Source organism: Streptomyces incarnatus (assembly GCF_001027185.1).
Classification (GTDB): domain Bacteria; phylum Actinomycetota; class Actinomycetes; order Streptomycetales; family Streptomycetaceae; genus Streptomyces; species Streptomyces puniciscabiei.
Window position 1 is genome coordinate 5771707 of sequence record NZ_CP011497.1, and the last position, 12025, is coordinate 5783731.

Below are 12025 nucleotides of genomic sequence, written 5' to 3' on the forward strand. Positions count from 1 at the left end.
AAGCTCCGTTGCCCACGTATCCGAGGCGTACGGCCTCCGCCCAGCCGTACCGCCTTCTCACCGCTCTGGAGCCTGATCATGCAGGGCAGCGCCCGCAACATCGCCATATTCGGCGCCGGTTACATCGGCCTGGTCACCGCCGCCTGCTTCGCCCGTCTGGGGCACCGCGTCACCGTTCGCGACATCCAGCCCGAACGCGTCCGGCTGCTGCAGGCCGGGGACGTGCCCATCTACGAGCCGGGCCTCGGTGAACTGCTCGCCGACAACAAGGAGTCGCTGACCTACACGCTCGACGCGAGCGAAGCGGTCCGCGACGCCCACGTCGCCTACATCTGCGTCGACACACCCCCGACCGCCTCAGGCGACGCCGACCTCTCGCGCGTCTGGTCCGTCATCGACAGCCTCCGCGGCGCCACCCACCTGGCCGCGGTCGTCGTGAAGTCCACCGTTCCCGTCGGCACCGGAGCCCGTATCCGCGCCGCGCTGGACAGCGCGGGCCTGCAGCACGTCGGCTACGCCTCGAATCCCGAGTTCACCGCCGAAGGCAGGGCCGTCACCGACTTCCTCCAGCCGGATCGCATCGTCGTCGGCACCGACGACCCGGACACCGCCGAGCTGGTGGCCGGTCTGCACGCCGGCATCCACGGGCCCGTGCAGACCATGGACGTCGCCTCCGCCGAGATGGTCAAACTCGCGTCCAACGCCCTGCTGGCCACGAAGATCACCTTCATCAATGAGATAGCCACCGTCTGCGAGGCGACGGGCGCCGACGTCACCCGGGTCGCCGACGCTGTCGGCCTCGACCACCGCCTGGGCCGCCACTTCCTCAATGCCGGCCTCGGCTACGGCGGATCGTGCTTCCCCAAGGACTCCCGGGCCCTGCGCGCCATGGCCAGCAACTCCGGTTACTCCTTCCAGCTCCTCAACGCTGTCATCGAGGTCAACGACCTCCAGCCCCGCCGCGCAGTCCAGCGCCTCAAGAGCGAACTCGGCACCCTGCGCGACAAGCGCATCGCCCTGCTCGGCATGACCTTCAAGCCCGGCACCGACGACATGCGGGAGGCCCCGAGCACCGTCATGGCCTCCCGACTCCTCGCCGAAGGGGCCGACCTCACCTGCTGGGACCCCATGGCGCGGCCGGCCGACACCGCGCCCTGGAACCAGGCCGAGCGGCGGCCCACTGTCCTCGAAGCCCTCACCGGAGCCGATGCCGCCGTCATCGTCACCGAATGGCACGACCTGCTCGACACGGACTGGGCGGCAGCCCGGAGCCTGATGCGCACGCCCGTCCTCTTCGACGGGCGCAACGTGCTCGATCCGGACACGCTGGGCCGGTTCGGCTACACCTGCATGAGTGTGGGGCGCGCCACGGTCCGGCCGTGACGGGGTCGGAGCGGCCGGCCGGACCGCTCGCTAAGCCCCCTCCTTCAACACCCGCGACACCAACTCCCGTTCGTCCTCGGTGAGTCGGGGATCCGCCGCGTACACCGTGCGGTCGTCCACGGTGATCTCGTACCGGAAGCCGTCCGGGACGCCGGCCGGGGGGGTGCTGCGGCCGGACGTGAGGACGCGGTCGGCCAGGGTGTGCCAGGAGGGGGCGTCGGGCCGGCCCGAGGTGTCCACCTCGGCCCGGCGCTCGATGCCCGCGAAGCCGCCCGTGCGCCGTACTCGAATACGCATGGGGAGTGTCTAGTACGGAACTACAGCGTCCGCACCCCGACCTGTTCCCACGCCTTCTGCACGGCCTGGAGCTCGTCCCCGGCGCCGTACCGCTCCCGCGCCGCCTTCACCGTCAGGGTGGCGAAGTCGGCGAAGAGCGCGTCCTGCTTCAGCTCGCCGCCGGTGAGCACGTCGTACCAGATCTGCCCGGCCCGCTCCCAGGCGTGCCCGCCGATGGCGCTGGCGACCAGGTAGAAGGCGTGGTTGGGGATGCCGGAGTTGATGTGCACGCCGCCGTTGTCGCGGCCGGTGCGGACGTAGTGGTCCATGGTCGCCGGCTGCGGGTCCTTGCCGAGGTTGGGGTCGTCGTACGCCGTGCCCGGGGCCTTCATCGAGCGCAGCGCGGTGCCGTGCACGTGCGGGGCGAGCAGGCCGGCGCCGATCAGCCAGTCGGCCTCGGCGGCGGTCTGGCCGAGGGTGTACTGCTTGATCAGCGAGCCGAAGACGTCCGAGACCGACTCGTTCAGCGCGCCGGACTGCCCGAAGTACTCCAGGTTGGCGGTGTGCTGGGTGACGCCGTGGGTCAGCTCGTGGCCGATGACGTCGACCGGGATGGTGAAGTCGAGGAAGATCTCGCCGTCACCGTCGCCGAACACCATCTGCTCGCCGTTCCAGAAGGCGTTGTCGTAGTTCTGGTCGTAGTGGACGCTGGCGTCCAGCGGCAGCCCGTTGTCGTCGATGGAGTGCCGGCCGTACGCCTTCAGGTACAGCTCGAAGGTGGCGCCGAGGCCCGCGTAGGCGCGGTTGACGGTGGCGTCCTGGACCGGGTCGGAGCCCTCCGCGCGGACCTGTGTGCCGGGCAGGTCCTGGGTGTGCCGGGCGTCGTAGATCGTGCGGTGCGGCTGGTCCGCGGCGGCGCCCGCGGGCGCGGCGACGGAGGGCGCGCCGATGACCGTGGTCAGGCGGCGCTTGGTGCGCTGGTAGGCGTCGTGCTCCAGGGACCGGCGGGCCGGGCCGGAGAGCGCGGTGTCCTCGGCCTGCGCGAGCCGGTCGAGGACGTGCGGCGGCACGATCGTGCAGAAGACGGGCTGGAAGCCCCCGTTGGTCGTCATGCCTGGCACCATTGCACTCCGTGATGCCGGTGTCACTAGAGGCCACCATGATTGGTGAAATACCCGGACACGGAAGGCAACGCTCCGTGACGCTGTGGTACGGCCGCTGTGGAGCGGCGCACTATTTATCCGCTTTCTAATGGGTTTATAGGTGCGGTCCCGCATACTGGGACACGCCCCCCGGCGCCGGGGCGGCTCGGCTAGGCTGCGGAGCATCATGCGTTTCGGGCTGCTTCTCCTTAGCTGCCGCGGCGAGGGCCTGTAGACAAAGGCCGACTCCCTCCCCGCGGAGCTTGGTGTTGCGTCGTCGGCCGTCCACCGGACCCGCCCCCGCGGAACCTTCGAGGAGCCACGCAGACATGGCCAACCGCCAGCAGCCCAGTTCCATGCCGATCCACAAGTACGGCCGCTACGAGCAGGTGGACATCCCGGACCGCACCTGGCCGGAGAAGCGGATCACCGCCGCCCCCCGCTGGCTCTCCACCGACCTGCGCGACGGCAACCAGGCCCTGATCGACCCCATGTCGCCCGAGCGCAAGCGCCGGATGTTCGACCAGCTGGTGAAGATGGGCTACAAGGAGATCGAGGTCGGCTTCCCCGCCTCCGGCCAGACCGACTTCGACTTCGTGCGCTCGATCATCGAGGAAGAGGGCGCGATCCCGGACGACGTCACGATCTCCGTGCTGACCCAGGCCCGCGAGGACCTGATCGAGCGGACCGTGGAGTCCCTGAAGGGCGCCAAGCGGGCCACCGTCCACCTGTACAACGCCACCGCCCCCGTCTTCCGCCGCGTGGTCTTCCGCGGCTCCAAGGACGACATCAAGCAGATCGCCGTCGACGGCACCCGCCTGGTGATGGAGTACGCCGAGAAGCTGCTGGGCCCCGAGACCGAGTTCGGCTACCAGTACAGCCCCGAGATCTTCACCGACACCGAGCTGGACTTCGCGCTGGAGGTCTGCGAGGCGGTCATGGACGTCTGGCAGCCGGGTCCGGGCCGCGAGATCATCCTCAACCTGCCCGCCACGGTGGAGCGTTCGACCCCGTCCACGCACGCGGACCGCTTCGAGTGGATGCACCGCAACCTGTCCCGCCGCGAGCACGTCTGCCTGTCCGTCCACCCGCACAACGACCGCGGTACGGCCGTGGCGGCGGCCGAGCTGGCGCTGATGGCCGGCGCCGACCGCGTCGAGGGCTGCCTGTTCGGGCAGGGCGAGCGCACCGGCAACGTCGACCTGGTCACCCTGGGCATGAACCTGTTCTCCCAGGGCGTCGACCCGCAGATCGACTTCTCCGACATCGACGAGATCCGTCGTACGTGGGAGTACTGCAACCAGATGGAGGTCCACCCGCGCCACCCGTACGTGGGCGACCTGGTCTACACGTCCTTCTCCGGCTCCCACCAGGACGCCATCAAGAAGGGCTTCGACGCCATGGAGGCCGAGGCCAGGGCCAAGGGCGTCACCGTCGACGACATCGAGTGGGCGGTGCCGTACCTGCCGATCGACCCCAAGGACGTCGGCCGCTCCTACGAGGCCGTCATCCGCGTCAACTCGCAGTCCGGCAAGGGCGGTATCTCCTACGTCCTGAAGAACGACCACAAGCTGGACCTGCCGCGCCGGATGCAGATCGAGTTCTCCAGGCTCATCCAGGCGAAGACGGACGCCGAGGGCGGCGAGATCACGCCGAAGGAGATCTGGGCGGTCTTCCAGGACGAGTACCTGCCGAACCCGGACAACCCCTGGGGCCGCATTCAGGTCAGGACCGGCCAGTCGACCACCGACACCGACGGCGTGGACACCCTGACCGTCGAGGCGACCGTCGACGGCGAGGACACCGTCCTGACCGGCTCCGGCAACGGTCCGATCTCGGCCTTCTTCGACGCCCTGGAGTCCATCGGCATCGACGTACGCCTGCTGGACTACCAGGAGCACACGATGAGCGAGGGCGCCTCCGCGCAGGCCGCCTCCTACATCGAATGCGCGATCGACGGCAAGGTCCTGTGGGGGATCGGCATCGACGCGAACACGACGCGTGCGTCGCTGAAGGCGGTCGTCTCGGCGGTCAACCGCGCGGCACGCTAGCGCTTGGCCGGGGCGCGTGGGGAAGTGCCGCGATGGGCCGTCGCTCGGCTGCAGCGCCGTTGTGGCTGGTCGCGCAGTTCCCCGCGCCCCTTCGGGGCGCTGTCCCGCCCACCGTTTTCCGGCCAAGGTCCAGCGCAGGTCACAGAAAGGTCTCTTACGGGGTACTGACTGCACGCCGGTGATGTGGCTAACATCACGCCAGCGCCGCGATGTTGCGGCGTCGTTACGGAGGTGCGACGTGCTGCCAGTACGGGGACGAGACGGCCGTGCCGCCAGGGCTGCGCACTTCCTGCGCATCCGCACCGCGTGGACACCGGTGGGGGACGGCGAGTTCTACTGCCCCGGCTGCGGAGGCGACCGCAACTACCAGCGGCTCACCGGCCGCCGCAGGCTCACCCTGCTCGGCGTCCCGCTGCTGCCGCGCGGCGCCGCGGGCCCGGTCGTGGAGTGCGCCGCCTGCCGCCACCACTACGGCACCGACGTCCTCGACCACCCCACCACCCGCCGCTTCTCCGCGATGCTCCGCGACGCCGTGCACACCGTCGCCCTCGCCGTGCTCGCCGCGGGCGGCACCTCCTCCCGTACGGCCCTGGAGACGGCCGCCGGCGCCGTGCGCGCGGCCGGCTTCGACGGCTGCACCGAGGAGCAGCTGGCCGCCCTGGTCGACGCCCTCGCCGCCGACACCGGCCGGGTCCTCGGCGCCGAGACCGGCACCAGCCTGACCATAGAGCTGCACGAGGCCCTGGACCCGCTCGCCCCGCACCTCGCCCCGGCCGGCCGCGAGTCCCTCCTCCTCCAGGCCGCCCGCATCGCCCTCGCCGACGGCCCCTACACCCCCGCCGAGCACGACGCCCTCACGACGGTGGGCGCGGCCCTGACGATCTGCGCCGACGACGTGACCCGGCTGCTCGCGGCGGCGCGCACGCCCTCCTGACCCGCCCGCCCGTCGCCCCCCGTACTCCCCGGGGAGTAACGGCACCCCGAGGCCGCCCTCGGCAGTACCCGAGAAGTCGCTCCCGCGTCCGACGTCTGCCGCCCCCTTCGCCGGGAGTCTGGAAGCCGTATCCAGACATCCACTGCGCAGGGGAGGCCCGATGTTCACGGGGGCTGCCAAGACACGGAGGACCGGGGCGCTGCCCTGGCTGGTGGTCGGGCTGTGGGCGGTGCTGCTGGCCGTCGCCGGGCCGTTCGCCGCGAGGCTGGGCGACGTCCAGCACGACCGGGCCACCGACTACCTGCCGGCGTCCGCCGACTCCACCCAGGTCGCCGAGCTGGAGGACCGGCTGCCCGGCGGCCAGACCACCGAGCTGGTCCTCGTCTACCACCGGACGGCCGGTCTCACCGCCGCCGACCGGACCACGGCACAGGCCCAGGTCGCCGGGATCGGCCGGCGGCACCGGCTGACCGGGGGCACCCCGCACGGCATCCCGTCCGCCGACGGCACCACCCTCATGTACCCCGTCACCAGCAACGAGCCCGGCACGGACGAGAAGAAGCGGAACACGTTCGTCGACGACGTCCGTCAAGTGGCCCATGACCAGGGCGGGTTGAGCGTGCGGGTGGGCGGTCCGGCCGCCCTCGCCACCGACGCCTCCGGCGTGTACGCCTCGCTCGGCGGCCCCCTGCTCTACACCACCGTCGCCGTCGTCGCGATCCTGCTGATCCTCATCTACCGCAGCCCCCTGCTGTGGCTGGTCCCGCTCGTCGTCGCCGGCGTCGGCGACTTCCTCGCCCGAGCCGCCGCGTACGGCCTCAACCAGGCCTTCGGCACCACCGTCTCCGGCCAGAGCGCCGGCGTCATGACCATCCTCGTCTTCGGCGCCGGCACCGACTACGCGCTGCTGCTCGTCGCCCGCTACCGCGAGGAGCTACGGCGTCACGAGCGGCCGTACGACGCGATGCGCGCCGCCCTGCGCGGCTGCGGGCCCGCCGTCCTCGCCTCCTCCGGCACGGTCGCCGCCGGACTGCTCTGCCTGCTCGCCGCCGACCTCAACTCCAGCCGGGGCATGGGCCCGCTCGGCACGGCCGGCGTGCTGTGCGCGCTCGCCGCGATGCTCACCCTGCTCCCGGCCGTCCTCGTCCTGCTGGGCCGCCGCGTCTTCTGGCCGCTGGTCCCGGCGTACGGCAGCACGCCCAAGGCCCGCCGTTCCCTGTTCGCGGCGATGGGCTCCTCCGCCGGGCGCCGCCCGCTGACCGTCCTCGCCTCCGGCGCCGTCCTGCTCGGCGCGCTCGCGCTGGGCACCCTGAACCTGCCCGGCGCGGTCAAGCAGCTGGACACCTTCGTGCACCGGCCCGAGTCCGTGACCGCCATGGAAACCGTGGCCAAGGCCTACCCGGAGCGGTCCGCGCAGCCCGTCGAGATCATGACCCCGGCCGGGCGTGCCGACGCGTCCCTCGCCGCGGTCAAGGGCACCCCGGGAGTGGCCGATGCCCGCGAGGGCCGTACCGGCGGCGGCTGGACCGAGATCACGGTGACCGCGTCCGCGCCGCCCCAGTCCGCCGCCGAGACCGCCACCATCGAGGCGCTGCGGCACCGCCTGCCCGGGTCCCACGTCGGCGGCCCCAGCGCCCAGCAGCTCGACCTGAAGGACACCAGCGCCCGCGACCGCCTGGTGGTCGTGCCGATCGTCCTCGCCTCCGTGCTGCTGATCCTGATCGCCCTGCTGCGCTCCCTCGTCGCCCCGCTGCTGCTGGTGGCCGCCGTGGTCGCCGTCTGGGGTGCCGCCCTCGGCCTCGGCGGGCTCGCCTTCGGCCCGCTGTTCGGCTTCTCCGGCACCGACCCCGGCCTCGGCCTGCTGTCCTTCGTGTTCCTGGTCGCCCTCGGCGTCGACTACGGCATCTTCCTGATGCACCGGATGCGGGAGGAGTCGGTCAAGGGCGCCGAACCGGCGGCGGCCGCCCTCACCGCCCTGCGCACCACCGGCGGGGTCATCGCCTCCGCCGGGCTGGTGCTCGCGGCCACCTTCGCGGTGCTGACGAACATGGGCCTGGTGCCGCTGGTCGAGCTGGGCTTCGTCATCGCCGTCGGCGTCCTGCTGGACACCTTCCTCGTCCGCACCTACCTCGTGACCAGCGCGAGCGTGGCGCTCGGGCGCAGGGTGTGGTGGCCGGGCCGGCTGTCCCGCCCGGCGCCGGAGGCCGACCGCGCGCCGGAGCCGGTGGGCGCGTAGCGGAAGATGAACCCCGTGCAGGCAACCGTCACGAACCCCGTGCAGGCGACCACCGCCGCGTCCCGGCCCGGCCGGACCCTCGCCTCCCTGGATCCGCTGCGGCAGGACGCCCTCCTGGCCGCCGGGCTCGCCGCCCTCGCCTCCGGCATCGCCGTCACCGTCGGCAGCGGCCGGCACCCGGACGCGCTCGGCTGGGCCCTGCTGCTCGGCCTGCACGTGCCGCTGGTGTGGCGCCGGCGGGCCCCGCTCACCGTGCTCGCGGTCATGATCGCCCTGATCGCGACCTACCACCAGCTGGACTACAACCACTCGGCGCCCACCGCCGCCTCGATGGTCGTCCTCTACACGGTGGCGGTGACCCACGGCCCCCGGCGCACGGCCCTCGTCGGCGCCGCCGTCGTCACGCTGATGCTGCTCCTGAAGATCCGCCACGGCATGGCCGGGGTCCAGGTGAGCTTCCAGATCACCGGCTGGATCGTCTCCATGCTCGTCCTCGGCGGCTACATCCGCGTCCACCGGGAGAACGCCGCCGCGGCCGTGGAACGCGCCGAACGGGCCGAGCGCACCCGCGAGGAGGAGGCCCGCCGCAGGGTCGCCGAGGAACGCCTGCGCATCGCCCGCGACCTGCACGACCTGCTCGCCCACAGCATCACCCTGATCGGCGTGCAGACCTCGGTCGCCGCGCACGTCCTGGCGGCCGACCCCGAGCGCCTGGACCGCACGGCCGTCGCGCAGGCCCTCGACGACATCGCCGAGACCTGCCGCACGGCCCGCGGCGAACTCCGTACGACCCTGGAGGTGCTGCGCGCCCCCGGCACCCCGGACGCCCGCGGCCCCCTGCCCGGCCTCGCGGGCCTCGCCGAACTGGCGAAGTCGGCGGGGGCCGAGGCGGAGCTGACCGTGCGGGCCGACGCGGTCCCGCCCGCCGTCGGCGCGGCCGCCTACCGGATCGTGCAGGAGGCGCTCACGAACGCGGTGCGGCACGGCGGCCGGGCCGACCTGACCGTGCGGGTGGCCGTGCACGAGGAGGAGGACGGCCTGCGCGTCCGGGTCACCGACGACGGCGTGGGCGCGCCCGATGCCGGCCCGCCCGGCTTCGGGCTGGTCGGCATGCGCGAGCGGGCCCGCAGCGTCGGCGGCACCGTCGAGGCCGGACCGCGCGCCGGCGGACCGGGCTTCGAGGTGAGCGCCGTCCTGCCGCTGGGGGAGAAACCGGGAGAGAGAGTGGGGGCCGAGGGATGATCAGAGTCCTGCTCGCCGACGACCAGACCCTGGTGCGGGCCGCGTTCGCGATGCTCGTGGAGTCGGCGCCGGACATGGAGGTCGTCGGGCAGGCCGGCACCGGCCGCGAGGCCGTCGACCTGGCCCGCGCCGAGCGCGCCGACGTCGTCCTGATGGACATCCGCATGCCCGGCCTGGACGGCATCGAGGCGACCCGGCTGATCGCCGCCGACGAGGACCTCGCCGGGGTCAGGGTCCTGGTGCTCACCACCTACGACACCGACGAGCACGTGGTGGAGGCGCTGCGGGCCGGCGCCTCCGGCTTCCTGGTGAAGGACACCCGTCCGGCCGACCTCCTCGACGCGATCCGCACGGTCGCGGCGGGCGAGGCACTGCTCTCCCCGGGGCCCACGGCACGCCTGATCGAGCGGTTTCTGCGCAGCCCCTCGGCGCCGGTGACGGGCGGCCCCGAGTGCCTCTCGGACCGCGAGCGCGAGGTCCTGACCCTGGTCGCGCGCGGCCTCAACAACGCCGAGATCGCCGAGGCGTTGGGCCTGAGCCCGCTCACCGCCAAGACCCACGTCAGCCGGATCATGGGCAAGCTCGGCGCCCGGGACCGCGCCCAGCTGGTGATCGTCGGCTACGAGTCGGGACTGGTGATTCCGGGGACCATGGGCGGGTGACCCCGAAGAGCCGCCCCCTGCTCACCACCCTCGCGCTCCTCACCGCGCTCACCGCCGGCCTGCCCGCCACGGCATCCGCCCGGCCCGGCCCCGGCTGCGCCTCCTCGGTGCCGTACGTCTCCGGCCGGGGCGGCTACGCCACCTACCGCATCCCCGCGGTCGTGCGGACCCGGCTCGGCACCGTCCTCGCCTTCGCCGAGGGCCGGCGCCACGGTGCCGCCGACACCGGTGACATCGACGTCGTCCTGCGCCGCTCCACCGACGGCGGCTGCAGCTGGGGCCCGCTGACCGTCGTGGCCGCCGGGGACGGGGACACCCGGGGCAACCCGGCGCCGGTCGTGGACCCGCGCACCGGCGACGTCGTCCTGGTGACCTGCGCCAACAGCGGGAAGGCCACCGAGGACCAGATCCGGCGCGGTGCGGGGGACCGCCGGGTGTTCGTACAGCGCAGCCGGGACGACGGCCGGCACTTCACATCCCCGGCGGACATCACGGCCCGGGTGAAGCGGCCCGGCTGGCGCTGGTACGCCACCGGCCCCGGCCACGCCGTCGCCCTCACCCGGGGCCCGCACGCCGGCCGCCTGCTGGTCCCCGCCAACCACTCCGTGGCCCCGCCCGCCGGTTCCTCCGGCCGCGCGTCCCGGTACGACGGCGGCCACGCCCTCTACAGCGACGACGGCGGCCGCACCTGGCACCTCGGCTTCGTGACCGGGCCCCACGACGGCGTGACCGACGTCAACGAGACGACCGCCGCCCAACTCCCGGACGGCCGCCTCTACTTCAACGCCCGCGACCAGTACGGCACCGCCCCCGGCAACCGCCTCGACACCTACTCCTCCGACGGCGGCACCACCCTCGACCGCCCCTACACCGTCCAGCCCACCCTGAACGCCGTCCCGGTCGTCCAGGGCAGCCTCCTCCAACTCCACGGCCGGGAAACCCCGTTGCTCTTCTCGGCCCCCTCGGTGCCCACGGCCCGCCGCGCCCTGGCCCTCTGGTCCAGCAGGGACGCCGGCCGCACCTTCACCAGACTCCTCACCCTCTCGAACCACCCGGCCGCCTACTCGGACCTGGTCCAGCTGGGCCATGACACGATCGGCGTCCTGTACGAGACGGGGAACAAGCAGGCGTACGAGACCGTGGAGTTCCGCAGACTGGCCTTGCCAGGGAACTAGAGCAACCCGGCGGCCGCCAGGAACTTGCCCACCCTCTCCACCTCTTCCCCCGACAACGGCACCTGCGGCTCCGCCGTGACCCCGCACGCGATGACCCCCCGCAGATGCAGCGCGGCCTTGAACGCGCCCAGCGCCGACGAACTGCCCCCCATCCGCGCCGGATCCCCGGCCGTGACCATCCCGAACAGCGCGCACAACCGCTCCTGCTCCCCCCGCGCCCCCTCCCAGTCACCGGCCCGGCACATCCGGTACAGCCGGACGTACCCGTGTGGGTCGACGTTGGCCAGCCCCGGCACCGCCCCGTCGGCGCCGAGCGCCAGCGCGGAGTCCACGATCAGCTCGGAGCCGGTCAGCACGCTGAACCCGGGGTGCGCGCGGGCGCCGGTGACGATCTCGCGGAAGGCGGCCAGGTCCCCGCTGGAGTCCTTGATCCCGGCCAGCACCTCGTCGGCGGCCAGCCCCAGCACCACGTCGGCGGGGAGCCTGGTGTGCACGGCGGCGGGGATGTCGTAGGCGATGACCGGGACCGGCGACGCGCCGGCGATCCGGCGGTAGTGGTGGACGATCTCGGAGCGGTGGGTGCGGGCGTAGAAGGGCGCGGTGACGACCACCGCGTCCGCTCCGGCCGCCGTCACCGCCGCGACGTGGTCGAGGACGCGCGGCGTGGTCATGTCGATGGCGCCGGCGAGGACCGGCAGCCGGCCGTCCACATGGGCGACGACCGCCTCGACCACCTGCCTGCGCTGCCGGTCGGTCAGGAACGCGGCCTCGGACGTGGACCCGAGCAGGAACAGCCCGTGCACGCCGCCGCCCACGAGATGGTCGACCAGCCTGAGCAGCGAGGGCACGTCCACCTCGCGCTCCGGCGTCAGGGGCGTGCAGACGGGCGGGACGACACCGGTGAGCGGGGTGGGGAAGGGCATG

General features: G+C 72.9%; 10 protein-coding genes. 7 read left to right on the plus strand and 3 right to left on the minus strand.

Translation table 11 applies throughout. The annotated features are described in order from the left end of the window. The first annotated feature begins 78 nt into the window (after positions 1-78). Complete coding sequence (locus tag ABB07_RS26020) at positions 79-1383, plus strand: UDP-glucose dehydrogenase family protein (protein ID WP_208900963.1); 1305 nt, start codon at positions 79-81, stop codon at positions 1381-1383. Positions 1384-1413: 30 nt separating this feature from the next. Here ABB07_RS26020 and ABB07_RS26025 read toward each other — a convergent pair whose 3' ends face one another. Together ABB07_RS26025 and ABB07_RS26030 are read right to left on the minus strand one after the other, a co-directional pair. Then, positions 1414-1680 carry a protealysin inhibitor emfourin gene (locus ABB07_RS26025; protein ID WP_208900964.1) on the minus strand — a complete coding sequence of 89 codons (267 nt, stop codon included), beginning with the start codon at positions 1678-1680 and terminating at the stop codon, positions 1414-1416. 20 nt (positions 1681-1700) lie between these two features. Next, entirely contained in the window at positions 1701-2771 is a 1071-nt protein-coding gene (locus ABB07_RS26030; RefSeq protein WP_208900965.1) for a M4 family metallopeptidase, read from the minus strand. Between the two features lie 359 nt (positions 2772-3130). On the opposite strand from ABB07_RS26030, the gene leuA reads away from it, so the two are divergent. From leuA to ABB07_RS26060, 6 genes are all read left to right on the plus strand, one after another. Beyond that, the gene (gene leuA / locus ABB07_RS26035) at positions 3131-4852 is read left to right on the plus strand and encodes a 2-isopropylmalate synthase (protein WP_208900966.1); all 1722 of its coding nucleotides are present in this window, start codon (positions 3131-3133) and stop codon (positions 4850-4852) included. A gap of 238 nt (positions 4853-5090) precedes the next feature. Continuing rightward, positions 5091-5786 carry a TerB family tellurite resistance protein gene (locus ABB07_RS26040; protein WP_208900967.1) on the plus strand — a complete coding sequence of 232 codons (696 nt, stop codon included), beginning with the start codon at positions 5091-5093 and terminating at the stop codon, positions 5784-5786. Between the two features lie 160 nt (positions 5787-5946). After that, positions 5947-8022 (plus strand): MMPL family transporter, encoded by a 2076-nt coding sequence (locus tag ABB07_RS26045; RefSeq protein ID WP_208900968.1) that lies wholly within the window; start codon positions 5947-5949, stop codon positions 8020-8022. A 15-nt stretch (positions 8023-8037) separates the two neighbouring features. Next, positions 8038-9264: a sensor histidine kinase gene (locus ABB07_RS26050; RefSeq protein ID WP_425264762.1), complete on the plus strand. Its 1227-nt coding sequence runs from the start codon at positions 8038-8040 to the stop codon at positions 9262-9264. Beyond that, positions 9261-9926 carry a response regulator gene (locus ABB07_RS26055; protein WP_208900970.1) on the plus strand — a complete coding sequence of 222 codons (666 nt, stop codon included), beginning with the start codon at positions 9261-9263 and terminating at the stop codon, positions 9924-9926. Before ABB07_RS26050 ends, ABB07_RS26055 begins: the two co-directional genes overlap by 4 nt. Then, positions 9923-11101: a sialidase family protein gene (locus ABB07_RS26060; protein WP_208900971.1), complete on the plus strand. Its 1179-nt coding sequence runs from the start codon at positions 9923-9925 to the stop codon at positions 11099-11101. Before ABB07_RS26055 ends, ABB07_RS26060 begins: the two co-directional genes overlap by 4 nt. Here ABB07_RS26060 and ABB07_RS26065 read toward each other — a convergent pair. Continuing rightward, positions 11098-12024, minus strand: coding sequence for a dihydrodipicolinate synthase family protein (locus tag ABB07_RS26065; RefSeq protein WP_208900972.1), 927 nt, complete (start codon positions 12022-12024; stop codon positions 11098-11100). The two genes, ABB07_RS26060 and ABB07_RS26065, sit on opposite strands and share 4 nt — an antisense overlap. Position 12025: the final 1 nt, after the last annotated feature.

Bases quoted from the DNA above. Each gene is read 5' to 3' on its own strand.
- leuA (WP_208900966.1), top strand. From the start codon at position 3,131: ATGGCCAACCGCCAGCAGCCCAGTTCCATGCCGATCCACAAGTACGGC.
- ABB07_RS26030 (WP_208900965.1), bottom strand. From the start codon at position 2,771: ATGACGACCAACGGGGGCTTCCAGCCCGTCTTCTGCACGATCGTGCCG.
- ABB07_RS26025 (WP_208900964.1), bottom strand. From the start codon at position 1,680: ATGCGTATTCGAGTACGGCGCACGGGCGGCTTCGCGGGCATCGAGCGC.
- ABB07_RS26065 (WP_208900972.1), bottom strand. From the start codon at position 12,024: ATGCCCTTCCCCACCCCGCTCACCGGTGTCGTCCCGCCCGTCTGCACG.
- ABB07_RS26045 (WP_208900968.1), top strand. From the start codon at position 5,947: ATGTTCACGGGGGCTGCCAAGACACGGAGGACCGGGGCGCTGCCCTGG.
- ABB07_RS26020 (WP_208900963.1), top strand. From the start codon at position 79: ATGCAGGGCAGCGCCCGCAACATCGCCATATTCGGCGCCGGTTACATC.
- ABB07_RS26055 (WP_208900970.1), top strand. From the start codon at position 9,261: ATGATCAGAGTCCTGCTCGCCGACGACCAGACCCTGGTGCGGGCCGCG.